Raw genomic sequence first — 24,205 nt, 5'->3', positions numbered from 1 at the left:
AATGAAGAAGATAGTTAGTATCGGCTTAATAGTAAGTCTGTTGTTAGTATTTACTTTACCTGTCTTTGGACAGGAGAAGATTGAAGATGTTCCAAAGGACCACTGGGCCTATCAAAGTGTTAAGGAATTAGTAGATAGAGGATTTATGTCTTTACATGAAGATAATACTTTTAACGGACAGGAAGAAGTGACTAGATACCAATTGGCCAAAGTTGTAGCTGAAATTTTGGCGACTATTGATCAGGGACAGGTAAAGGGTTCCAAAGAAGATGCTGCTACATTACGAGAGCTTTCTACAGAGTTTAGATCTGAATTAGTAGAGATAAATAAAAAGACAGATATCTTTGATAAAAAACTGGATAAGCTTGCCAAACAAGATAAGGTAGCCGAAGAGGATAGAATTAAGACTAAAGAAGAATTGATGGCAGTAAGAAAAGAAGTTGATAAGATAATTACAGATATTGAGGAATATGAAGCAACCCAACATAGTCTTAAATCAAGATTAACAACTTTAGAGAGTAAGAACCGCAATTTGAGAAATCGGGTTTCTGTTTTAGAAGATGAACTCAGTGAAACTAAAGATGAGAATGAGGAATTAAAGTCTAAATCAAAGAATCAAATGTTAGTCGGCGGAGGATTATTATTATTAGTATTAGCAGCTGGGAGTTAAATTATAAATTAATTTAGGAGGAATTGTTGTGGAACAGACATTCTTCATGATCAAACCAGATGGTACTAGGCGTAATTTAGTAGGAGAGATAATTTCTAGGATTGAGAAGAAAGGCTTAGAAATTAAAGCAATGAAGATGATGCAGATTTCAAATAGATTAGCTAAAAAGCATTATGCAGAACATATAGACAAGCCTTTCTTTTCTGATTTAAAAGAATTTATTACTTCCGGACCAGTGGTAGCTATGGTAGTTGAAGGTCCAGGTGCCATTAAAATTGTCAGAAGGATGATGGGTCAAACAGATCCTGCTGAATCTACTCCAGGAAGTATTCGAGGCGATTATGCTTTAAGTATCGATAGGAATGTAGTGCATGGTTCAGATTCGCCTGAGAGTGCTGAACGTGAGATAGATTTATTCTTTAGTGAAGATGAAATCATCTAAATAAATGTTATAGAGGAGTAGATGTTGATGACAAACAAGACAGGATTTAGCTTAAAAGTGGTAGCCTTAACGTTAATATTTACTCTATTAATTTCTTACATAACAGTATTATTACCACTATGTCAGGATAATGTTGCTCATGCTTCTGGACTTGATATTAAAGTTAGTAGTGATGATATTTCGAAGGGATTAGCTTTAATTTTATTATTCACTGTAGTTAGAGAAGCATTAGAAGAAGATGTAAATGCAGAGAATATATCTGATTCAAACCAAGGACTGTTAGCACGGATAATCCATGCTGAAGCCCGAGGGGAACCATATCGAGGCCAGGTAGCCGTAGGGGCGGTAGTATTAAATCGAGTAAGAAGCAGTCAATTTCCGGATACAATTCAGGAAGTTGTCTATCAGGAAGGCCAGTTCACTTCAGTAGAAAATGGTCAGATTAATCTGAATCCAAATAAGACAGCCTATCGAGCTGCCAAGGAAGCATTAAGTGGGCGGGATCCTTCTAAAGATGCCCTTTACTTTTATAATCCTGATAAAGCCCGTACTTTATGGTGGTTATCTACTCGAGAAACTACCGTTGAGATCGGAAACCATGTCTTTGCTGAATAAATGATTAACAATCCTAACACTAATTGGGGTGTTAGGATTTTCTATATTTATATTGACATTTAAAAATTAGTATGTTATATTTTAATAAGTTAATACTTTACTGTATTAAAATAATAAAGAGGTGGTAGAATGGAAAGTGAATTGAATTTTACTAAGATGCAGACCCCCGATGGTACTAAGGATTATCTGCCGGAGGAAGCAAAAAAGAAGAAGTATTTAGAAAGAGAGATTGATTCTATCTTTGCTAGATGGGGTTATGAAGAAGTTATAACTCCAGCAATTGAGTTCTTTGCTGCCTTATCAATCGGAACCGGTTCAGAACTGCAGCAGAAGATGTATAAATTATTTGATCGAAAGGGCCATATTTTAGCTCTGCGTCCGGAAATGACAGCTCCTATCGCTAGGTTAGTAGCAAATAGATTAAAAGAAGCACCGCGTCCGCTCCGACTTTCTTATCAGGCCAATGTGTTCAAGTATGAAGCTCCACAAGCAGGCAGGCAGCGTGAGTTTTATCAAGCTGGAATAGAATTAATCGGAGCCAAAGAACAGTTAGCTGATGCTGAGATTGCAGCTATTGCTGTAGAGGTATTACAGCAGGTGGGTTTAAAGAACTTTTCACTGGATATTGGTCAGATTGATTACTTTATAGGCTTAATGGAAGAAGCAGATTTAACTACAGAAATGAAGAAAAAGATTCGAAGTAAACTGAACCAAAAGGATTTTGTAGGTTTAGAGAGGTTGGTAAAAGAAACTGATTTAACTGCTAGACAGAGGAAGGCTCTGTTAACTCTGCCTGATTTAAGAGGAGGTAGAGAGATTATAGATCGGGCTAGAGAATTAGTGGATAATCAGCAGTCAAAGTCAGCTTTGGATAATCTGGAAAAGATCTATAAAAACTTAGAACTTTTAGGTGTGGCAGACTGTATTAATCTTGATTTAAATATTATCCGTGGTTTTAATTACTATACAGGAATGGTCTTTGAAGGTTATACACAGGATTTAGGATTTACTATCTGTGGCGGTGGTAGGTATGATAATCTGCTGGAACAGTTTGGAGCTGCAAGTCCGGCTACAGGCTTTGCAGTCGGAATTGATAGATTATTGATAGCACTGGAGAATCAGGGAGTTGAGCTTCCGATTGAAGAAGAGAGGATCTTCTTGCTGTATGAGGAAGATAAGAAGGAAGCAGCAATTAATTTAGCTAAAGATTTACGAGCAGATGATAAAAAAGTAGCATTAGAGATAATTGACCGTGATTTGGCTAGTAGTATAGACTATGCATCTAAAAGTGATTGGAGTCGGTTGGTTTATCTTGGTTCTAAAGAATTAATTAAAGATAGAGATTATGAACTTGATACTTTATGTGGCCAAGAAGTGATTAGATTAAAATAAAATTAGGAGGTGATGGTTATGCCACTCAAGATTGCACTGCCCAAAGGGAGACTGTTTGATCCTGTAGTGGATATTTTGCAGGAGGCAGGAGTAGTTAACAAGGATTTGGATGATGATTCGAGAAAGTTAATATTATCCGGACAGAATGGTGATTTTGAATTTATCTTATCTAAGGCAGTAGATGTACCGACTTATGTTGAGTATGGAGCAGCTGATATCGGTGTTTCCGGTAAGGATGTGTTGTTAGAATCCGGCAAGAAGGTCTGTGAAGTAGTTGATTTAGGGTTAGGTTGCTGTAGGTTAGTAGTAGCAGTGCCGAAAGATTTAGGGATTACTACATTAGAAGAGCTGCCGGCTAAGGCTAGAGTAGCTACTAAGTATCCCCAAACTGCTGAGAGATTCTTTAATCAACATGGTATTCAGGTAGAAACAATTAAGCTCAATGGATCGATTGAAATGGCACCAGCAGTGGATTTAGCAGAAATGATAGTCGATATAACTTCAACAGGAACGACTCTGCGGAAGAATAACTTAGTTGAAATTGCTGAAGTAGCTAAGTCGTCAGCCCGATTAATAATAAATCGCGTTAGTTACAAAACACATTATGGTGAAATCAAGAATATAGTTCAAAGAATAGAAAGGAGTTTGAATAGTAAAGATGATCAAATTAATTAATACTAATGAAGCAGAGGTAGATGATAAGCTGGAGGATATCTTAACTCGCTCTTCTTTTGATGATCCCGAGAAGATGGAAACGGTAGAAGAGGTATTGAATGATATTCAGGCCAATGGTGATGAAGCGGTATTGAAGTATACTGCTAAATTTGATGGTGTGGAATTTAGTCCGGAAGAGATGTTAGTAACTGAAGAGGAGATTAAGGCTGCCTACAAACAGGTGGATGATGAATTTCTGGCTGCTTTGGAGACAGCAATCGAGAATATTGAGGATTTTCACAGGCGCCAGAAGAGAGAAAGCTGGATGAATGTTGATGATGATGGAGTAGTCTTAGGCCAGGTGATTCGGCCTTTAGAGAGTGTAGGGCTTTATGTGCCGGGTGGAACAGCTGCTTATCCTTCTTCGGTTTTGATGAATGGAATTCCGGCCAAGGTTGCAGAGGTAGATGAGGTAATTATGGTATCGCCGCCGGATGAATCAGGTGAGATGAATCCCTATACTTTGGTAGCAGCTGATAAGATAGATATAGATAAAATTTATAAGGTAGGCGGAGCCCAGGCAGTAGGTGCAATAGCTTTTGGAACTGAAGCAGTACCTAAAGTAGATAAGATAGTAGGACCGGGGAATATCTATGTTACTCTGGCCAAGAAGTTAGCCTACGGATATGTGGATATCGATATGTTGGCTGGACCTAGTGAAGTACTGGTCTTAGCTGATAATACAGCAGTTCCTAAGCATGTGGCGGCTGATCTGCTATCCCAGGCTGAACATGATCCTATGGCTTCATCAGTCTTGGTAACTGATTCGAAAGAGTTAGCAGAAGCTGTACAGGTCGAGCTTAAAAAGCAGCTGGCTGAATTGTCGCGCCAGGAGATAGCTACTCAGGCTCTTGAGGATTACGGAGCAATTATTTTAACTGATGATCTAACTGAGGCAATAGAGATTACTAACCGCTTTGCTCCTGAGCATTTGGAGGTTGCTGTTGATAAGCCTTTTGAATTAGTAGGTAAGCTCAAAAATGCCGGAGCAATCTTTTTAGGCCACAATACGGCTGAACCGCTCGGTGATTACATAGCTGGACCGAACCATGTTCTACCGACAGGAGGCTCAGCCCGCTTCTATTCTTCTTTAAATCTGGATGACTTTATTAAAAAGTCCAGTATTCTGTCTTATTCGAAGGAAGGACTGGCCAAAGTAAAGGATAAAGCTATCAAGTTAGCTGAAGTGGAAGGACTGGATGCCCATGCTAATTCAGTTAGAGTTAGGTTTGAAGATTAAGTAAGGAAAGGAAGATTTAAATGAGAGAAGCCGAGATTAAACGCCGGACATCAGAAACTGAGATTGAACTTAGGTTAAATCTGGATGGAGACGGCAGCAGCAAAGTAGATACAGGAGTTCCTTTTTTAGATCATATGCTGGAGCTGTTTAGTAAACATGGCCTATTCAATCTTGAGCTTACAGCAGATGGCGATTTGGAGATTGATGCTCATCATACAGTAGAGGATATAGGTATCTGTTTAGGACGGGCTATTAATAAATCGATAGGAGATAAAGCAGGAATTAAGAGGTATGGAACTGAATATGTACCTATGGATGAGGCTTTAGTTTCAGTTTCACTGGATTTAAGCGGTAGATCCTATCTAGCCTATGGATTGGAATTGAAACGGGACAGAGTAGGCGAGTTTGATACCGAGTTAGTAGTAGAGTTTATGCGAGCTGTAGTCCAGAATGGTGGTCTGAATCTCCATCTCCGCCAGCTGGCTGGAGAGAATACGCATCATATTATCGAAGCAGCCTTTAAGGCCTTTGGCCGTGCTTTATGTGAAGCAGTAGAAGAGGATAAGCGAATTACTGGAGTTATGTCTACCAAAGATAAGCTAGAGTAGCAGGGAGGTAGTAGTTAATAATGATCAGGATTATAGATTACGGCATGGGAAATTTACGCAGCGTTCAAAAGGGATTTGAAAAGATGGGATTTGCTGCTGAAATAACTTCTGATCCAGCAGAGATAGCGAAGGCTGATGGTGTAGTACTGCCGGGAGTCGGTGCCTTTGGTGATGCTATGGATAATCTAAGAGAGGCTGGACTGATTGGAGTAATCAATGATGTAATTGAGCAGGGAATGCCTTTTTTAGGTATCTGCCTGGGCCTTCATTTGCTCTTTTCGACTAGTGAAGAATGGGGCCAGCAGAAAGGGCTGGATATTATTCCGGGTAAAGTAGTCAAATTTCCTGCTGAGTTGGATAAAAAGATTCCCCACATGGGCTGGAATCAGCTTGAATTGGAAAAGGAGACAGAACTATTTAAGGATCTGGAATCAGGTTTCTTTCAGTACTTTGTTCATTCCTATTATGTAGTACCGGAAGATGAGTCAGTAATTGCCACTACTACTGAGTATGGAATGGAGTTTGTCTCCAGTATTCAACAGGATAATGTTTATGCTGTTCAGTACCATCCAGAGAAGAGCAGTAAGCAGGGACTTAAGATCTTGAAAAACTTTGGGGAGTTGATATAATGGAGGTTATTCCGGCAATAGATATTAAAGATGGAGAATGTGTCCGGCTCTATAAAGGAGACTTTGACCAGAAGACAGTCTATGGTCAACCGCTGGAGATGGCTGAATTATGGGCTGCTAAAGGGGCTACCAGGCTTCATATTGTTGATTTGGATGGAGCCTTGGATGGCAAGCCGAAGAATTTAGATCTCATTTCTGAGATTGTGAATAGAGTAGAATTACCTTTGCAGGTAGGCGGTGGAATCCGTGATTTAGCAACAATAGAAAATTATTTAGATATCGGAGTTGAACGTGTGATTATCGGAACAGCAGCAGTGGAGAATCCTGATCTGGTAGTGAGGGCAATCGATAACTTCGGTAGTGATAGGATAGTCATCGGTATTGATGCTAAAGACGGCTATGTAGCTACTGAAGGCTGGCTAGAGACATCGGATACTACTGCTGTAGATCTAGGCAAGGCTATGCAGCAGAAAGGAGTTAAGCGGGTTGTCTTTACTGATATCAGTAAAGATGGAACGCTAACTGGTCCTAATATTGAGAATACTAAAGAGTTGGCCTGTAAGACAGAATTGAAGGTTATAGCTTCTGGAGGGGTATCCCAATTAGCCGATATTGAGGCCATAGCTGAGTTAGAGGAGTTTGGTGTTGAAGGAGTAATTACAGGTAAGGCTCTTTACAGTAAGGATCTAGATTTAGAAGAAGCAATTGAGTTAGTCGATGACCAAGATTAGTGATGGGAGGGAAGATATGTGTTAGCTAAACGGATAATTCCCTGTCTTGATGTGGATGAAGGCCGGGTAGTAAAAGGAGTTAATTTTGTGGGACTTAGAGATGCCGGTGATCCAGTAGAACTGGCTGCATTTTATGATCAGGCAGGGGCTGATGAATTGGTCTTTTTAGATATTACTGCTTCCGCAGAAAAGAGGGAGACAATGGTTGAAGTAGTGAAGCGGACTTCAGAAGAGGTCTTTATTCCCTTCACAATCGGGGGCGGCATTCGGACCATAGCTGATATGCGTCGGCTTTTGAAGGCCGGGGCCGATAAGATTTCTATTAATTCGGCTGCAGTTAAGAATCCTGATTTGATTGCTGAAGGTGCCAAAAAGTTCGGCAGCCAGTGTATTGTAGTAGCCATTGATGCTAAACGCAAGGAGGATGATTCAGGCTGGGAAGTATATATTCACGGCGGGCGCAAAGCTACAGGACTGGATGCTGTTGAGTGGGCTACAAGAGTTGAAGAGCTAGGAGCAGGCGAGATTCTGTTAACCAGTATGGATTCTGACGGTACTAAAGACGGCTATGATAACGAATTGAATGCTGCTGTTTCCAGCCGGTTAAATATTCCAGTGATTGCTTCTGGAGGAGCAGGAGATCCGGAGGATATCTTGAATGCCTTTACTGAAGGTAAGGCTGATGCAGCTTTAGCAGCTTCTATCTTTCATTTTGAGGAGTATTCGATTACAGAAGTTAAGGAGTATCTACAGCAGGAGGAGGTAGTAGTAAGGATATGAATTATTTAGATGAGCTTGATTTTAATGATGACGATTTAATTCCGGCTATTGTTCAGGATATTGAGACTGATGAAGTTCTGATGATGGCTTATATGAATCAAGAAGCAGTAACTAAGACTGTAAAGACAGGTTATACCTGGTTTTGGAGCCGCAGCCGACAGAAACTATGGAAGAAGGGAGAATCATCCGGTCACTTACAACAGGTAGAAGAGATTAAGCTTGATTGTGATGGAGATACATTACTAGTTAAGGTACGCCAGACAGGGGGCGCCTGCCATACTGGTTATTACTCCTGTTTTTACCGCCAGCTTAATTCTAGCAAGAAGTTTGAAGCTACTGGCCGGAAGGTATTTGACCCTGATGAAGTCTACGGCGAGAAAGTAAGCGATGATTCTGAAGAGAAGACTGAGAATCAGTTAGTACCGAAAGGCAGCTTGCCCCAGATTCTGCAGGAAGTCTATCAGGTAGTACTGGACCGCAAAGAGAATCCGGTAGAGGATTCCTATACCTGTTATCTCTTCGATGAAGGACTGGATAAGATCTTAAAGAAGGTAGGCGAAGAAGCAACAGAAGTAGTCATTGCTTCGAAGAATGGCGATGAGGAGGAGATTGTTGCTGAGATAGCTGATTTATTATATCACTTATTGGTTTTATTGAATTATCACGAGATCAATTTAAATCAGGTGTATGATGAATTGGCCAGTAGATTTGAAAAGTAGTAGCATTCTTTCTAAGATAGCTCTTCAAGAGCTATCTTTTTTCTTGCAATCAGAATTAAAGAATGTTATATTAATAGATAGTCATATTGGTTTAACTTAGCAACTAAAGTATTAATAATTTCCTGTAATGTGGGTAAATCTATTATTGGAGTAGGTAGGTGACAAAGATGCTTAGAAGTATGACCGGTTATAGTCAGGCCCAGGTAGAAATTGAAGGATATGAGATAATAGTAGAGATTAAGTCTGTTAATCATAAATATCAGAAGATCTATTTACATATTCCGGATCATTTTTCTCCATTGGAGCCCAAACTCAAAGAGATTATTAAAAGCAGGGTTGGACGGGGAAAAGTGAATTATAATTTAGAGATAAAGAATAAAGAAGAGGCTGAGGTAAAAGTAAGTATTAATCAGACAACAGCTACAGAGTATATTGATTCTTTAAAGAGATTAAAGGATAAATTTGATTTAACTGGTGAACTGAATATTAATTTATTAACGCAGTTTGATGATATTCTGGAAGTAGAAGAAATAAAACAGAATGTAGAGGGGCTATGGCCTGAGATTAAAGAGGCAACAAAAGAAGCCTTAGTTGATTTTATAGAGATGAGAGAAAAGGAAGGTAATAAACTTCTAGCTGATCTAGCAGCCAGAGCGGAAAGTATTGAGAGTTTGATTGAAAAGATAGAAGATAGAATTCCTGAGATGGTTGATAAGTATAAAGCAAAGCTGGAAGATAGGCTTGAAGAATTATTGACTGATGCTGAAGTTAATGAAGAGAGATTAGCCAATGAAGTAGTTATTATGGCTGATAAAAGTGACGTTACAGAAGAATTAGTTAGATTAAAGAGCCATATTGAACAGTTTGAAGAGACATTGGAACTGGATGTAGCAGAGCCTGTAGGAAGAAAACTAGATTTTATTGCGCAGGAGATGCACAGAGAGATCAATACTGTCGGCTCCAAGATAAATGATTCAGAAATCAGTAATTATGTTATAGATTTAAAGAGTGAAGTAGATAAGATTAGAGAACAGGTAAGGAATGTAGAATAAGATGTAAAGGAGGAATTTGAAAATGGGAATTAAATTAATTAATATTGGTTTTGGTAATATTGCTGCAGCTAATCGGATTATTGCAATTGTCAGTCCTGAATCAGCTCCGATTAAAAGGATAATTCAAGAGGCTAGAGACCGAGGAATGCTAGTTGATGCTACTTATGGTCGGCGAACTAGAGCAGTTGTGATTACTGATAGTGACCATGTTATTCTATCAGCTGTTCAACCAGAAACAGTATCTCAGCGTATAGACGATGAAGAATAAGAAGGTGGCGTAGAAATGTTAAAGTCTGAAGAAGGAAAATTAATTATTCTGTCTGGACCATCAGCTGTAGGTAAGGGCACAGTCATTACAGCACTGATGGATGAATACCAGGATATATCTTATTCTGTTTCAGTTACTACCCGCCAGCCTCGTGTTGATGAAGAGGATGGGGTTGATTATTTCTTCGTATCGGAAACAGAATTTAAGGAAATGATCGATAATGATGAGTTTATAGAATGGGCCAAAGTACATGAGAATTATTATGGTACGCCTAAAAAGTGTGTTGAAGATACTCTAGCTAGTGGGCAGGATGTGATTCTGGAGATAGATATTCAGGGGGCTGCCCAGGTGAAGAAGAGTTATCAACAGGGGGTTTTTATCTTTTTAGCCCCTCCGTCTCTGGAAGAACTGGAGGCAAGAATTCAAAAGCGTGGTACTGACAGCCAGAAAGCAATAGAGGTTAGAATGGAGAATGCTACTGAAGAGATGGAACGGGCAGAAAATTATGATTATATAGTTGTTAATGATGAGGTTGAGGAAGCAGTAGAGAAAGTAAAGTCGGTTATTATTGCTGAACGCTGTAAAGTAGACTAAAATTATATTAATAAGGGGGAATTAAGATGTTAGCTTATCCACCTATAGGAGAACTGTTGGAAAAGTCTGGAGCTAAAGAGTATACCTTAGTAATTGAAGCAGCAAAGAGAGCAAGAGAATTAAATGATGAAGACCCGGTAGTTGATTGTAAAACTAAAAAGCCTGTCTCTAATGCTTTAGAAGAGGTTTTAGCTGGTAGATTAAAGCATAAATCTGTTGACGAAGAATAAATTATAATGGACTGATAAATATGCCTAATGAAGAGAAAAAGTTGAAAAATAAGAGTATATTATTGGGGGTAACCGGTGGAATTGCTGCCTATAAGGCACTGGAGATAGTAAGCAGCTTAAAGAAGCTAGGGGCCGAAGTTGATGTGATTATGACTGAGTCAGCAACTGAATTTGTTCAGCCTTTAAGTTTTCGTTCTTTAAGCCATAATCCAGTGATAGTAGATATGTTTACTGAACCAAAGCAGTGGAATGTTAAACATATTTCGCTGGCAGAGAAGGCCGACCTCTGTTTAATAGCTCCAGCAACAGCTAATATTATCGGTAAGGTAGCTAATGGAATTGCCGATGATATGTTATCTACCACAGTAATGGCTACTAATGCTCCGGTTCTTTTAGCTCCGGCTATGAACTGTAATATGTATGATAATCCGATTCTACAGCAAAATCTAACTAAACTTAAGGAATTAGATTATCAGCTAATAGAGCCGGATGCCGGCTATTTAGCCTGTGGAACTGAAGGCAAGGGCAGATTACCTGCTCCGGATGAAATTGTAAATGAGTTAATTAAGCGGTTGACTAAAGGATTGGAGTTGACTGACCAACGAATACTCATAACAGCAGGAGGTACCCAGGAGCCTATCGATCCAGTAAGGTTTATTGGTAATCACTCATCAGGAAAGATGGGTTATACTGTAGCTAAAGAAGCTGCCAGACGCGGAGCTGAAGTAACCTTAGTTACAGCGCCGACAGCCCTGCAGACTCCGGTGGGGGTTGAATCTATTCAAGTCCAAACAGCCCAACAGATGTATGAAAGAGTAATGGAACTGCAGGCTGAGCAGGATATAATTATTAAAGCAGCTGCTGTTGCTGATTACCGCCCACAAAAAATTGCTGAGAATAAGATTAAGAAAGATGATTCTGATCTGGTAATTAAGTTAGAGCGGAATCCTGATATCTTAGCTGAACTGGGTAACAGAAAAGAAGAAAAATTACTGGTCGGTTTTGCTGCTGAATCAGAAGACTTAATTGCTAATGCAGAAGAAAAACTGGAACGGAAGAATCTGGATTTGATTCTAGCTAATGATATCACTGCTGATGATGCCGGATTTGGTACTGATACCAACCGGGGAATAATAATTAGCAGAACTGATAGAGAAGAACTGCCTACTTTACCTAAAGAAGAAGTAGCTAGTAGACTACTGGACCGGATTACTAATCTGTTGGAAAGGAGAGGTGAGCAGAATGGAGATTGAAGTAGAAAGCTTTAATCTGGATCATACTCAGGTTGATGCACCTTATGTGCGTGAAGCCGGTAGAATTGAGACACCTCAAGGAGATTTAATTCAAAAGTATGATTTGAGATTATTACAGCCTAATGAGAATGCTGTACCGACAGGAGCAATGCATACTTTGGAGCATCTTCTAGCAGGATATATGCGGGAAAGAATAGATAATGTAGTTGATGTAGCTCCTATGGGATGCAGAACAGGCTTTTATTTAATTGTAGTTGGCAGTCCAGAACTTGATGAAATAGAAGAAGCTGTTGTTGATTCACTACAGGAAGTGATTAAGACAGAAATGGAAGATGTACCAGCAACTACGGCTAGAGAATGCGGTAATTATCGTGATCATTCATTATTTGGAGCCAAAGAGTATGCCGAGGAAGTTCTGGCTGGATTTAAAGAATAATTATTCGATTTAAATTGACTTTAATTAAAGATTACGATATAGTTAAGATGTAGGCATTGATATTTCAAGCAGGTTTATAAGTAGTATTAGGTATCTTTATGTAGGAATAGTAGTTATATGTAGGGAAGTTCATTAAAGAGTTTTATACTTCAAAAGAGTAGTTTGGTTTGATGGTAGGAGATAACTTATATATGCTAGTATTCTTTATTCAGTTAAAATTATGAAGTTGTGGCTAGTATATATTATTTCTGTTGTTTAGTACACTCCTACCTGGAGTGTATTTTATTTTTTTAAGAGGGGTGGATAAAGGTGATGGATTTAATTAACAGAAAGCTTGTATTAGGATTATTGATATTGGGACTGATCATCATAACAGTAGGCTGTGGTCAGAGTCAGACGGGAAATGAAGCTGATAAAAAATTAAAAATTGGAGTTATTCAGATTGTAGAACATCCTGCTTTGGATGCTGCCCGGAAAGGATTTGTTGATTCTTTGGCTGAGCAGGGTTATAAAGAAGGCGAAGATGTGGACTATGATTACCAGAATGCACAGGGAGATATGTCTACTGCTCAGACGATAGCTAAGAATTTCAAGAATAATCAGGTTGATATGATCTTAGCTATTGCTACTCCTACAGCCCAGGCGGCTGCGAATGCTACTTCGGAGATTCCTATTCTGATTACAGCAGTTACTGATCCCAAAGAGGCAGGACTGGTTAATAGCCTGGATAAACCCGGTACCAATGTAACAGGAACCAGTGATTTAACTCCTGTAGGAAAACAGCTGGAACTGTTGGTTGAAATCAGTCCTGAAGTTAAGGATGTTGGAATTCTATATAATGCAGGAGAAACTAACTCTGTAGTTCAGGCTGATCTGGCTAAAGAGAAGGCAGATGAGTTAGGACTTAATCTAGTTGAAGGCGCTGTAAGTAATAGTAGCGATGTCTTTCAGACTACTCAAACGCTGGCTGGTAAAGTAGATGCTTTCTATGTCCCGACAGATAATACAGTAGCATCAGCAGTTGAATCAGTAGTGAAGGTTGCTAATGAAAATGATCTACCGCTGATTGTTGGAGAAGAAGAGGTGGTTGAGCGGGGCGGTCTGGCTACTATTGGAATTAACTATTATCAACTTGGACAGCAGACAGGAAGCATGGCAGCAGAAGTTATTGCTGGAGCAGATCCGGCTCAGATGCCGATAGAATACTTAGAGGGAGCTGAATTAGTAATCAATAAAGAAGCTGCTAAAGAGATGAATGTAGATCTACCAGATGATATAGTTAATCGAGCAGCTAATATTATAAAATAAGATCGGGGTGTTGGTGAAGAATGATAATGTGGGGAACATTATTGAGTTCAATAGAACAGGGGTTAGTCTACGGCATCATGGCTCTAGGTGTCTATTTAACCTTTAGAATTTTAGATTTTCCTGATTTAACTGTGGACGGCAGCTTTCCTTTGGGAGCTGCTGTCACTGCTAAGCTGATTATCAGCGGAGTAGATCCGATTATATCTACTTTGATAGCAGTCTTAATTGGGGCCGTAGCCGGAATGATTACTGGATTTTTAAATACTAAATTAAAGATTGTAGGACTGCTGTCTGGAATTTTGACTATGACTGCTCTCTATTCTATTAATTTACGGATTATGGGGAAGGCCAATATTCCGCTGCTTAATCAAGAGACTGTCTTAACTAAGATAGAAGCGCTTGGATTTGCTGGATTATGGCAGACCGGTATCTTCTTTTTGATTGTTATTATTCTGTTAAAGTTATTAATAGACTGGTTTCTGCATACTGAACTAGGACTGGCTCTAAGAGCAACTGGAGATAATCAGCAGATGATTAGAAGCTTAGGGGTTAATACTGATCTGATGATTATTTTAGGTTTAGCCTTATCCAATTCATTAGTAGCTTTAGCTGGTTCATTAGTAGCCCAATACCAGGGGTTTGCTGATGTCGGAATGGGAATTGGAATGATTATTATCGGTTTAGCGTCGGTGATTATTGGAGAAGTAGTCTTCAGTACCCGAAAAATATTCTGGGCGACTTTAAGTGTGATTGGCGGTTCAATTGTTTACCGCTTAGCAATTACTACTGCTTTGCGTTTAGGTTTTGCGCCGACGGATTTAAAGATAGTGACCTCAGTGTTAGTGATTCTGGCTCTGGCGGCACCTACTTTAAAGGAAGACTTAAAGTTAAGTCTGTTATCTGATACTAGTTCTTGATAAGGGAGTGGGCATTATGTTAAAGGTAAGTGGAGTACGCAAAGTATTTGGTCAGGGAACAGTTAATGAGAATATAGCTCTCAGGGATGTAGATTTGGAGCTGGATGCCGGGGAGTTTGTAACGGTTATCGGCAGTAACGGAGCTGGTAAGTCTACATTGCTAAATTCAATTGCCGGTACTTTTCCGATTAATAAAGGCAGTATTGAGGTAAACGGAATTGAACTGACTGGTGAACCTGATTATAAACGGGCCGGTTTAATCGGTCGCGTTTTTCAGGATCCTCTTGAAGGAACTGCTGCTTCTATGTCGATTGAGGAGAATTTAGCTATGGCAGCGGACCGCGGTAAAAGACGGGGGCTAAGTATCGGAGTGGATAGTGAAAGAAGAGATGAGTTTAAAGAATATTTAAGCCTATTAGGATTAGGCTTAGAAGATAGATTAACTGATAAAGTCGGTCTCTTATCCGGCGGCCAGCGTCAGTCTTTAACGCTGCTTATGGCCACGATAGCTAAGCCGAAGGTGCTGCTTTTAGATGAACATACTGCTGCTTTAGATCCTAAAACAGCAGAACAGGTTATTGATTTAACTAATAAGATAGTAGGTAAGCATAATCTGACAGTACTGATGGTAACCCATGATTTAACTCAAGCTCTGGATATGGGAACTAGAACTATTATGATGGATACTGGAGAGATAGTTTTGGATATTAAAGGCTCGGCTCGCAGCCATATGACAGTAGAGGAGCTATTGGATAAATTTGCTCAAGCCCAGGGAAAAGAATTGACGAATGACCGGATGTTGTTAGCCCAATAAGGAAAAATCGGTTACTTTGGATAAATATTAATTGACAATTAATTCTGGATATGTTAACATATTAAGTGTATTTATGTGGTTGTAAATACTGCATCAAGAGCGGCGGAGGGACAGGCCCGATGAAGCCCGGCAACCAGCAACCTGCATGGTGCTAATTCCTAGGAGATGTGGTGGCATTGAGAACGTATTGATTAAGCATCTCTCCTTCGGGAGGGGATTTTTTATTTTAAGAGGTGATATAATGGCTAATAAAAATTACTTATTTACATCGGAATCAGTAACTGAAGGACATCCGGATAAGGTTGCTGATCAGATTTCTGATGCTGTGTTGGATGCTATTTTAAGCCAGGACCCGCAGGGGAGAGTTGCCTGTGAAACATTAGTAACAACTGGAATGGTCTTGGTTTCCGGTGAGATTTCTACCGATTGTTATGTTGATATTTCGCAGATTGCTAGAGAGACTGTTAAGGAGATTGGCTATACCCGGGCTAAATTCGGCTTTGATGGAGAGACCTGTGCTGTCTTAACATCTATTGATGAACAGTCGCCGGATATTGCTATGGGAGTAGATGAGGCTCTAGAGGCTAAAGAAGGCAGCACTGGTGACCAGGAGCTTGGAGCCGGTGACCAGGGATTGATGTTTGGCTATGCTACTAATGAAACTGAAGAGTTAATGCCGCTGCCGATTGTTCTATCCCATAAACTTGCTAGAAGGCTGGCTAAAGTAAGAAAGGATAATCTGTTATCTTATCTGCGTCCTGATGGTAAAACACAGGTTACTGTTGAGTATGAAGAGGACAAGCCTGTGAGAGTGGATACGGTAGTAGTTTCTACTCAGCACGGTCCGGATGTATCTCTGGATCAGATTAAAGAAGATATTATTTCTGAAGTGATTAAACCGGTTATTGACGAAGAAATGCTGGATGATAAGACAGAATACTTAGTAAATCCAACCGGAAGATTTGTTATCGGCGGCCCCCATGGTGATGCTGGTTTGACCGGACGTAAGATAATTGTTGATACCTACGGTGGTACAGCTCGCCACGGCGGTGGGGCTTTTTCCGGTAAAGATCCGACAAAAGTTGATAGATCTGCTACTTATGCCGCCCGTTATGTGGCCAAGAATGTAGTAGCAGCAGGACTGGCTGATAGATGTGAGGTTCAGCTGTCTTATGCTATTGGAGTGGCTTCACCAGTTTCAATCATGGTGGATACCTTTGGTACGGCTAATATTGAAGAAGAGGCTTTGGAAGAGTTGATTACAGAGTACTTTGATTTACGTCCCAGTAGGATTATTGAAGAACTGAATTTAAGGAGACCTATCTATAATCAGGTAGCTGCCTACGGTCACCTTGGCCGAAATGATTTAGAACTGCCGTGGGAGCGGACAGATAAGGCTGATCTTTTACGGGACGAGGCAGGATTATAAAAATGAAAGTTGAGGGCTGGACAGAAATGTCTAGTCCTTTTATATTTTTTAAAGGAATATTCAGCTAGGTCTTGAATAATAATAGTGGTAAGAATTAGTTATGGCAAGAGGATCTGGAGGCAGGATTATGGAGTTTAGATATGCAGAAGTAATTGTAGATTTACCTATTAATGAAGTAGATAAACCTTTTACGTATCTTATTCCCGATCAATTAAGAGAAGAAATTGAGATCGGATACCAAGTAAAAGTACCTTTTGGCCATCGACAGCTTTCTGGTTATGTTATAGAATTAAAGGAAGAGGTCGAGTCTGATTCAACAAAGCTAAAGGAAATAATTAAACTAAAGAGTTCACTACAGTTATTTGACAGAGAACTTTTAAGGTTGGCTAAGTGGATTGCTGATTATTACCAGACTTACTTAATTACAGTTTTAAAATCTGTGATTCCATCTGGAGACATAACACAGAAGACAGAAAGGATTGTTAGATTAAATTATTCTGTACCTGAGATAAAGCAAGAGCTTGCTAAGTTAAGTAAACGGGCTTATAAGCAGCGAGAGGTTCTAGAATACTTGATTGAGAATCAAGATCAGGATTTAACATCGACTGCTTTAGCTGAAAAAGTGAATACTACTTCCGGTACAGTCCGGAGATTATATGAGAAGGATTTAATTAGATATGAAGAGATGGAAGTTAGAAGAGACCCGGTAGCAGATATAGATTTTGAACCTACAACTCCTTTCTCTTTAACTACTGAACAGCAAAAAGCTTTAAATCAGATTGAAAATTTAAGGGAAGCACCGGAAAGTGGGACCTTACTCCTTAAGGGAGTGACAGGTAGTGGTAAGACAGAAGTTTATCTACAGGCTATTGCCCAAGTAATAGATGATGGTCAGGATGCAATTGTATTAGTGCCTGAGATTTCTTTAACTCCTCAGACAGTAAAGCGGTTTAAGAGTAGATTTGGCGATCAGATTGCTATCTATCATAGCCATCTTTCTAATGGAGAACGGTATGATGAGTGGCTGAGAATGAAGCGGGGAGAAGCTAAAGTAGTGGTTGGAGCCCGGTCTGCTATTTTTGCTCCTTTCAGTAATCTAGGTTTAATAATTATCGATGAAGAGCATGAGACGTCCTATAAACAGGGGGACCATCCTAAATATCAGGCCCGAAAGGTAGCAAACAAACGGGCAGAACTGACCGGAGCAGTAACGGTTCTAGGGACAGCAACTCCGGCTTTGGAGAGTTATTATCAGGTACAGCAGGGAAATTATCAATCTGTAAGCCTGGAGAATAGAATAGATAATAGGCCGCTGCCGCCGGTAGAAGTAATCGATATGAGGGAAGAGTTGGAAGCAGGACACAGAAGCATCTTCAGTAGAAGGTTAACTGCTGCTATTGAGGATAGACTGGCTAAGAATGAACAGATTATTCTCTTTTTGAATCGGCGTGGATTCTCTACCTTTGTTCTCTGCCGCGAATGCGGTTTTGTACTGGAGTGTCCTAACTGTGATGTATCTCTTACTTATCATGCTGATAAAACGCTTCTGCGCTGTCATTATTGTGATTATCAAAGGAAGGTCCCTGACATCTGTCCTGAGTGTGAAAGCCGATATATTAAGTACTTTGGAGCTGGAACTCAGAAAGTAGAACAGGCAATTATAGAGGAGTTTCCGACTGCCCGGGTGCTGAGAATGGATGTAGATACTACTACTCGCAAAGGGGCCCATCAGCGAATGCTGGATAGATTTAGAAATAATGAGGCTGATATTCTACTGGGAACGCAGATGATTGCTAAAGGACATGATTTTCCTAATATTACTTTAGTTGGGGTGATTACAGCTGATACTGCTTTGAATTTTCCGGATTTTAGAGCAGCCGAACATACCTTTCAGCTGTTAACTCAGGTAGCCGGACGGACTGGTCGGGGGGATATAGTAGGGGAGGTAGTTGTTCAGACTTACGATCCGGATCATTATAGTATTCAATTAGCTAAAGAACATGATTATGAAACCTTCTATCAACAGGAAATAGAGGCTAGAAAAGAATTGGATTATCCTCCCTTCACTCATCTGATTAATCTGATTATCAAGCATGAGAAGGAGGTTAAAGTCAGCAAAGTAGCCAATCAGCTAGGAGGAATACTTAACCAACAGATTAGAGATAGGGAATTAAATGTTGAACTGTTAGGACCTATTCCGGCACCATTGGCTAAATTAAGGGGCAAGTATAGATGGCAGATGATTCTTAAAGGCAGAGATTTGGATATGATGAGAAAGCTAAATAGCTACAGTCTGGAGGCTTTAAAGAAGACTGTTAATTTAGAGAGTACTGTAATTAGTGTTGATGTTGATCCAATAAAAATGTTATAATAGATAAATAATAATATAGTAGCAGTTAAGGAGGAGTTTAAAATGGCAGTATTATCGATTAGAACGATTGGAGATCCAGTTCTGCGGACTGAGGCTAAGCCTGTTGATGAGGTTACTGAAAAAACAGAAGGATTAATCAAGAATATGCAGGATACTATGTATGATGCTTCAGGTGTTGGTCTAGCAGCACCGCAGATTGGAATTTCGAAAAGGGTTATTGTTGTTGATGTTGGAGAGGGTCCTTTGGCTTTAATTAATCCTGAAATTGTGGAGAGTTCAGGTTCTGAAATAGATGAGGAAGGATGTTTGAGTATTCCAAATGAAAATGGTAATGTTGAGCGAGCAGCTAGAGTAGTGGTTGATGCGTTAGATAGTGACGGTAGAGAAGTAGAGATTGAAGCTGAAGGCTTATTGGCCAGAGTTTTGCAGCATGAGATTGACCATCTAGAGGGGATTTTATTTGTTGATAAAGTAGAATAGTCATGGTAAATATAAAGGAGGAGCTATTTTATGGATGTTATATTTATGGGAACTCCTGATTTTGCAGTACCTACACTTAAACGATTAATTAAAGAAGAGTTTACTGATCTAATAGGAGTTGTTACCCAGCCTGACCGGCCTAGGGGTAGAGGACAGAAGCTGCACCCATCGCCAGTTAAAAAAGAAGCTCTAAAAGAGGATTTAACTCTGTTACAGCCTGAAGATATCAACAGTTCTGATTCAGTGGCTAAACTTAAAGAATTAAATCCTGATGTAATTGTAGTAATTGCCTACGGCCAAGTTTTGGATAACGAGATTCTTGAGCTGCCTAAATTAGGATGTATCAATGTTCATGCTTCGCTACTTCCTAAGTACCGAGGTTCTGGTCCTCTTCATCGAGTGCTCATTAATGGTGAAGAGAAGACAGGGATTACTACAATATATATGGAAGAAGGACTGGATACCGGTGATATGATCTTACAAGAAGAAGTTGAGATAACTTCTGAAGAGACTGTCGGCCAATTACATGATAGATTAGCTGTTTTAGGTGCTGATGTTTTGATTGAAACTCTGGAGTTAATTAAATCCGGAGAGGCTGAACGAATTCCGCAGGATGATAGAAAGGCTACCTATGCTCAAAAGATTAATAAGGAAGAAGGGCGGATTGATTGGACGGCAAGTGCTTATGAGATCAAGAACTTAATTCGGGGTATGAATCCCTGGCCAGGTGCCTATACTTTCTATAATGATAATAGACTTAAAGTCTGGGGCAGTAAGATCTATGATTCGAAAACCAAACCTTCTGTAATTCCTGGAACAGTAGTCGATATTGAAGCAGAATCCGGTTTTATAGTTCAAAGCGGTGAAGGTCAACTGTTGATTAATGAGGTTCAGCCGGAGAATAAACAGCGTATGTCGGCTAATGACTTCCTTAGGGGCTATGATCTACAAGAGGGAACTTTATTAGCTACTGACCAGGATCAGAATGAAGATTAAGATGCAGCAGAATGAAGAAAATACCAGAGATCGAAAATTGTTTTTGAGTCTACTGGTATTATCAGTGATGATTCTGGGAATTATAGTAAGTGGGATCTGGTATTTAAATCTAACTAATTTTAATCATATTAGTCGGATTATTCTATTAGTTGTTGGAATAATAATTACTTTATTTAGCTTAATTGTTGTTTTGGGAATAGTCGGTATTTTAATTATTCTGCGGAAGAATGAGCCGGTTTCCTTCTTTTATGGACCGATTAGAATTGTGATTTCTTATTTATTCCCTTTAGTTATTTATCTGGGTAAGATATTGGGGTTTGACAGATTAGAAATCAAGAATTCTTTTATTCGGGTTAATAATCAGTTAGTTAAACCGAATAGGCTGGAGGTTGCTCCGGAAAATATTCTAATGTTACTGCCGCACTGTATCCAACAGGTAGACTGTGAGTATAGAATAACCAATGATCTCGATAACTGCCGTAGGTGCGGTCGGTGTCCAGTAGATGATATACTTCAGTTAAGGGATAAGTATGGTATTAAGGTAGCGGTGGCAACCGGCGGGACTCTAGCCCGAAGGATAATCAAAGAGGTGCAGCCTAGAGCTATTATTGCTGTGGCTTGTGAACGGGACTTAACCAGCGGAATTCAGGATACTTATCCGCTGCCGGTGATCGGAGTGGTTAATATTCGGCCGGAAGGCCCCTGTATTAATACTTTGGTTGAGATCGAAAAGTTAGAAAAAGCTATTAATAAACTATTATAAAGGAGGGGGTTAATATGTTTTTTCCGTTTTTTGATCCGACATTTTTTATTCTGATACCGGCGTTACTGATTTCAATGTATGCCCAATATAAAGTAAAGAGCACTTTCAATAAATATCTAAATGTAGCAGCTAGCAAAGGCTATACTGGAGCAGAAGTAGCTCGGGATATTCTACAGCAGAAAGGTATTCGAGATGTAACAGTAGAAAGAGCAAAGGGCAGTGGAAGTTTAAATGATCACTATGATCCCCGCAGTAAAACAGTTCGCTTATCGTCAGAAGTATATAATGGGAGATCATTGGCTTCTCTAGGAGTAGCAGCCCATGAAACCGGTCATGCTGTACAGCATGCTGTAGAATATCTGCCGTTGAATATTCGTCACACTTTACTGCCGGCAGCTAATTTTGGTTCTAAATTAGGGCTGCCGCTAGGAATATTTGGCTTCTTCTTCTTTAGGTCACAATTTTTAGTCCAGTTAGGACTGGTTATTTTTGCGGGAGCTGTTTTATTTCAGATTGTAACGCTGCCGGTAGAGTTTAATGCCAGTACTCGGGCTATTGAATTTCTGCGGAATGGTAATTACCTGGCTAGTGATGAGGTAAAATCGACTAAGAAGGTATTGAATGCAGCTGCTTTGACCTATGTAGCAGCCGTCTTAGTTTCTATAGGCCATATGCTGCGGTTGCTGATGATGGCTAGTATGCTGGATGATAATTAATATGCCGCTGCTATTTATTATATTATTAATTGTAGTACTGTTTCCGTCATTATTAATTCCTGTTGGTTTCTTAATGATGTTGTTGGTTCTATTTATTCCTTTCAAGTTTACCTTTGATTCATTAATTATTCTACTGACTGCTCCTGGACAGATTATCAAGATTGCTGTGAATCCTAAATTAAGGAGGAATCATGCTCTAGAACATGCTACCATTAATGTGTTAGAAGAATCATACGGTCACCAGCAGCTGTCCGGTTTGGCCCGAGAGGATGGTTTCTTGATTCAGGGAATTATCAATCCTGTAGTGTTACAGCAAGCAGCCCAGGAAGGGCTGCAGAGACTGAAGGCTGGAGAGCAGGGCTTAGTTATTCATGATAGATGTGGTACCAGTTTAATGGTTGGTAATCTTTTATCGGCTTTAATCTTTTTTGGTTTATTATTATCAACTGGACATTTTACTATTCTATATGTACTGGTTGCTGTTGTCTGTTCTAGGCTGTTAGGGCCTATTGTAGGTAGGTATACTCAGAGATTCTTGACTACTTCGACCGATGTAGAGGGTATGGTGATTAAAGAGATTAGGTCTGAAGCTGAGTTTAATAATTTCTTTGGCATCAGTCTTAGCAATCAGCCGCAGAAATTATTCGTTAAAACAGATAGATTAGAGGTTTATTGATTGGAGGTAAAATAGTGACCAAGAATGGACGTCAGACTGCTGTAGAAGCGGTATACCGTGTTAATGAAGAAGGAGCCTATTCGAATTTAATATTGAATCATCTCTTCAAAAAGTATAATCTAGCGGACCAGGATAGGGGATTGGCTACTGAGTTAATCTATGGTAGCTTGAGGATGCGTAATCATCTGGACTGGATTCTGAATCAGTTTGCAGATCGAAGAGTAAATAAGATGGATAAGTGGACGCGGAATATATTACGGTTAGGGCTGTATCAGATTCGGTTTTTGGACAGCATTCCTGATGCTGTAGCCTGTAATGAAACAGTGGAACTGGCTAAAGATTATCAGCATAGCGGTGCAGCCGGCTTTGTGAATGGGATTTTACGTAGTATTCTCCGCAGTTTGGATGAAATTGAATTTCCTCAATTAAAGAGCAATCCTGTACAGCATATTAGATACAAATATTCTTTTCCTCAATGGATGGTAGAAACCTGGGTTAAAAGATATGGAGTAGAATTGACAGTTGATATCTGTTCTGCATTCAATCAAATACCCAGCAAGATTATTAGGCAGAACCGGCTTAAAGTAACAGCAGAAGAATTACAGGCAGATCTGGCTTCGGTAGGGATAGAAACAGAAGCTATTTCTGAGATTCCTCAAGCCTTTAGAGTTACTAATTCTTCTTCTCTCTTCCAATCGAATTCCTTTACAGCTGGATACTTTCAGATTCAGGGTCTGGCTTCTATTATAGCGGGACATATTATGAACCCGCAGCCTAAAGATATAGTTTTAGATCTATGTAGTGCCCCTGGCGGTAAGACGACTCATTTGGCTGAATTGATGGCTAATCAGGGGGAGATAGTAGCCAATGATTTACATGAGGATAAGCTGGAGCTGATTGAAAGAAACTGTAACCGGTTAGGTATTCGAATCGTCAGAACTCGGGCTGGCGACGGCCGCAGTCTGAAGTTTGAGAAAAAATTTGATAGAATTTTGGTTGATGCTCCCTGTTCTGGGCTAGGGATGATAGCTAAAAAGCCGGAGATCAAATGGCAGAAGAAGCCTCAGGATATTGACTCATTAGCTGAACTGCAGCTTGAGCTTTTAAATAATGCCGGTAGATTCTTAAAGCCGAAAGGAGAATTGGTTTATAGTACCTGTACTATTACCCACCAAGAAAATTTAGAAGTAATAAATAAATTTTTAGCCCAGAATTCAGACTTTGAGTTAGTCGATTTAAGTAGCTGGGCTGATAAGCTGGGGATCAGTTCTGAGTTTATTTTAGAGGGCAGTATTCAGCTACTGCCTACCTGGCAGACCAATGAGGGATTCTTCATTGCTAAGTTAAAGAAAAGGGTTTGAT

Annotated in this window: 28 protein-coding genes and 1 riboswitch; all 28 genes read left to right on the top strand. The window is 39.7% G+C overall.

Annotation, left to right across the window (positions count from 1 at the left end):
* Position 1: 1 nt before the first annotated feature.
* The 28 genes from acear_RS07565 to rsmB all read left to right on the top strand — a co-directional run bounded on the left by acear_RS07565 (position 2) and on the right by rsmB (position 24,204).
* The gene (locus acear_RS07565) at positions 2 to 670 is read left to right on the top strand and encodes an S-layer homology domain-containing protein (protein WP_013278419.1); all 669 of its coding nucleotides are present in this window, start codon (positions 2 to 4) and stop codon (positions 668 to 670) included.
* A gap of 28 nt (positions 671 to 698) precedes the next feature.
* Positions 699 to 1,112, top strand: coding sequence for a nucleoside-diphosphate kinase (ndk, locus tag acear_RS07560; protein ID WP_013278418.1), 414 nt, complete (start codon positions 699 to 701; stop codon positions 1,110 to 1,112).
* Between the two features lie 27 nt (positions 1,113 to 1,139).
* Complete coding sequence (locus acear_RS07555) at positions 1,140 to 1,727, top strand: cell wall hydrolase (RefSeq protein WP_013278417.1); 588 nt, start codon at positions 1,140 to 1,142, stop codon at positions 1,725 to 1,727.
* A gap of 129 nt (positions 1,728 to 1,856) precedes the next feature.
* Positions 1,857 to 3,119: an ATP phosphoribosyltransferase regulatory subunit gene (gene hisZ, locus acear_RS07550; RefSeq protein ID WP_013278416.1), complete on the top strand. Its 1,263-nt coding sequence runs from the start codon at positions 1,857 to 1,859 to the stop codon at positions 3,117 to 3,119.
* Positions 3,120 to 3,137: 18 nt separating this feature from the next.
* Positions 3,138 to 3,794 carry an ATP phosphoribosyltransferase gene (hisG, locus tag acear_RS07545; RefSeq protein ID WP_013278415.1) on the top strand — a complete coding sequence of 219 codons (657 nt, stop codon included), beginning with the start codon at positions 3,138 to 3,140 and terminating at the stop codon, positions 3,792 to 3,794.
* Positions 3,778 to 5,073: a histidinol dehydrogenase gene (gene hisD, locus acear_RS07540; protein ID WP_013278414.1), complete on the top strand. Its 1,296-nt coding sequence runs from the start codon at positions 3,778 to 3,780 to the stop codon at positions 5,071 to 5,073. Before hisG ends, hisD begins: the two co-directional genes overlap by 17 nt.
* A gap of 20 nt (positions 5,074 to 5,093) precedes the next feature.
* Complete coding sequence (gene hisB, locus acear_RS07535) at positions 5,094 to 5,681, top strand: imidazoleglycerol-phosphate dehydratase HisB (protein ID WP_013278413.1); 588 nt, start codon at positions 5,094 to 5,096, stop codon at positions 5,679 to 5,681.
* Positions 5,682 to 5,701: 20 nt separating this feature from the next.
* Positions 5,702 to 6,310: an imidazole glycerol phosphate synthase subunit HisH gene (gene hisH, locus acear_RS07530; RefSeq protein WP_013278412.1), complete on the top strand. Its 609-nt coding sequence runs from the start codon at positions 5,702 to 5,704 to the stop codon at positions 6,308 to 6,310.
* Entirely contained in the window at positions 6,310 to 7,041 is a 732-nt protein-coding gene (gene hisA / locus acear_RS07525) for a 1-(5-phosphoribosyl)-5-[(5-phosphoribosylamino)methylideneamino]imidazole-4-carboxamide isomerase (protein WP_013278411.1), read from the top strand. The genes hisH and hisA overlap by 1 nt, the downstream gene beginning before the upstream one ends.
* An 18-nt stretch (positions 7,042 to 7,059) precedes the next feature.
* Complete coding sequence (gene hisF, locus acear_RS07520) at positions 7,060 to 7,821, top strand: imidazole glycerol phosphate synthase subunit HisF (RefSeq protein ID WP_013278410.1); 762 nt, start codon at positions 7,060 to 7,062, stop codon at positions 7,819 to 7,821.
* A complete protein-coding gene (hisIE, locus tag acear_RS07515) occupies positions 7,818 to 8,540 on the top strand; it encodes a bifunctional phosphoribosyl-AMP cyclohydrolase/phosphoribosyl-ATP diphosphatase HisIE (RefSeq protein WP_013278409.1) in 723 nt (240 codons plus the stop codon). Before hisF ends, hisIE begins: the two co-directional genes overlap by 4 nt.
* Before the next feature lie 167 nt (positions 8,541 to 8,707).
* Positions 8,708 to 9,592, top strand: a complete 885-nt coding sequence (locus acear_RS07510) for a YicC/YloC family endoribonuclease (RefSeq protein ID WP_013278408.1) — start codon at positions 8,708 to 8,710, stop codon at positions 9,590 to 9,592.
* A gap of 22 nt (positions 9,593 to 9,614) precedes the next feature.
* Positions 9,615 to 9,860, top strand: a complete 246-nt coding sequence (gene remA, locus acear_RS07505; RefSeq protein ID WP_013278407.1) for an extracellular matrix/biofilm regulator RemA — start codon at positions 9,615 to 9,617, stop codon at positions 9,858 to 9,860.
* A 15-nt stretch (positions 9,861 to 9,875) separates the two neighbouring features.
* A complete protein-coding gene (gene gmk / locus acear_RS07500; RefSeq protein ID WP_013278406.1) occupies positions 9,876 to 10,454 on the top strand; it encodes a guanylate kinase in 579 nt (192 codons plus the stop codon).
* Positions 10,455 to 10,480: 26 nt separating this feature from the next.
* Positions 10,481 to 10,684 carry a DNA-directed RNA polymerase subunit omega gene (gene rpoZ, locus acear_RS07495; protein ID WP_013278405.1) on the top strand — a complete coding sequence of 68 codons (204 nt, stop codon included), beginning with the start codon at positions 10,481 to 10,483 and terminating at the stop codon, positions 10,682 to 10,684.
* Positions 10,685 to 10,704: 20 nt separating this feature from the next.
* Positions 10,705 to 11,937, top strand: coding sequence for a bifunctional phosphopantothenoylcysteine decarboxylase/phosphopantothenate--cysteine ligase CoaBC (gene coaBC / locus acear_RS07490; protein ID WP_013278404.1), 1,233 nt, complete (start codon positions 10,705 to 10,707; stop codon positions 11,935 to 11,937).
* The gene (locus acear_RS07485) at positions 11,927 to 12,373 is read left to right on the top strand and encodes an S-ribosylhomocysteine lyase (RefSeq protein ID WP_013278403.1); all 447 of its coding nucleotides are present in this window, start codon (positions 11,927 to 11,929) and stop codon (positions 12,371 to 12,373) included. The genes coaBC and acear_RS07485 overlap by 11 nt, the downstream gene beginning before the upstream one ends.
* Positions 12,374 to 12,685: 312 nt before the next feature.
* A complete protein-coding gene (locus acear_RS07480) occupies positions 12,686 to 13,681 on the top strand; it encodes an ABC transporter substrate-binding protein (RefSeq protein WP_013278402.1) in 996 nt (331 codons plus the stop codon).
* Between the two features lie 26 nt (positions 13,682 to 13,707).
* The gene (locus acear_RS07475; protein WP_041667322.1) at positions 13,708 to 14,598 is read left to right on the top strand and encodes an ABC transporter permease; all 891 of its coding nucleotides are present in this window, start codon (positions 13,708 to 13,710) and stop codon (positions 14,596 to 14,598) included.
* Between the two features lie 16 nt (positions 14,599 to 14,614).
* Entirely contained in the window at positions 14,615 to 15,412 is a 798-nt protein-coding gene (locus acear_RS07470) for an ABC transporter ATP-binding protein (RefSeq protein WP_013278400.1), read from the top strand.
* An 87-nt stretch (positions 15,413 to 15,499) separates the two neighbouring features.
* Positions 15,500 to 15,584, top strand: a riboswitch (SAM riboswitch).
* 69 nt (positions 15,585 to 15,653) lie between these two features.
* On the top strand, positions 15,654 to 16,841 hold the full coding sequence (gene metK, locus acear_RS07465) for a methionine adenosyltransferase (protein ID WP_013278399.1): 1,188 nt from the start codon (positions 15,654 to 15,656) through the stop codon (positions 16,839 to 16,841).
* Between the two features lie 127 nt (positions 16,842 to 16,968).
* A complete protein-coding gene (gene priA / locus acear_RS07460) occupies positions 16,969 to 19,212 on the top strand; it encodes a primosomal protein N' (protein ID WP_013278398.1) in 2,244 nt (747 codons plus the stop codon).
* Between the two features lie 42 nt (positions 19,213 to 19,254).
* Positions 19,255 to 19,692 carry a peptide deformylase gene (gene def, locus acear_RS07455; protein ID WP_013278397.1) on the top strand — a complete coding sequence of 146 codons (438 nt, stop codon included), beginning with the start codon at positions 19,255 to 19,257 and terminating at the stop codon, positions 19,690 to 19,692.
* Positions 19,693 to 19,722: 30 nt separating this feature from the next.
* Entirely contained in the window at positions 19,723 to 20,688 is a 966-nt protein-coding gene (gene fmt / locus acear_RS07450) for a methionyl-tRNA formyltransferase (RefSeq protein ID WP_013278396.1), read from the top strand.
* Positions 20,678 to 21,451 (top strand): DUF116 domain-containing protein, encoded by a 774-nt coding sequence (locus acear_RS07445; RefSeq protein WP_013278395.1) that lies wholly within the window; start codon positions 20,678 to 20,680, stop codon positions 21,449 to 21,451. The genes fmt and acear_RS07445 overlap by 11 nt, the downstream gene beginning before the upstream one ends.
* A 14-nt stretch (positions 21,452 to 21,465) precedes the next feature.
* A complete protein-coding gene (locus acear_RS07440; RefSeq protein WP_013278394.1) occupies positions 21,466 to 22,167 on the top strand; it encodes a zinc metallopeptidase in 702 nt (233 codons plus the stop codon).
* Position 22,168: 1 nt separating this feature from the next.
* Complete coding sequence (locus acear_RS07435) at positions 22,169 to 22,843, top strand: DUF6391 domain-containing protein (RefSeq protein ID WP_013278393.1); 675 nt, start codon at positions 22,169 to 22,171, stop codon at positions 22,841 to 22,843.
* Between the two features lie 14 nt (positions 22,844 to 22,857).
* On the top strand, positions 22,858 to 24,204 hold the full coding sequence (rsmB, locus tag acear_RS07430; protein ID WP_013278392.1) for a 16S rRNA (cytosine(967)-C(5))-methyltransferase RsmB: 1,347 nt from the start codon (positions 22,858 to 22,860) through the stop codon (positions 24,202 to 24,204).
* The last annotated feature ends 1 nt before the right edge of the window (position 24,205 follow it).

The sequence above is a fragment of the Acetohalobium arabaticum DSM 5501 genome, from assembly GCF_000144695.1.
GTDB lineage: Bacteria > Bacillota > Halanaerobiia > Halobacteroidales > Acetohalobiaceae > Acetohalobium > Acetohalobium arabaticum.
Note: the sequence above shows the minus strand (reverse complement) of the source record. Positions and strands in the feature narration are given on the sequence as shown.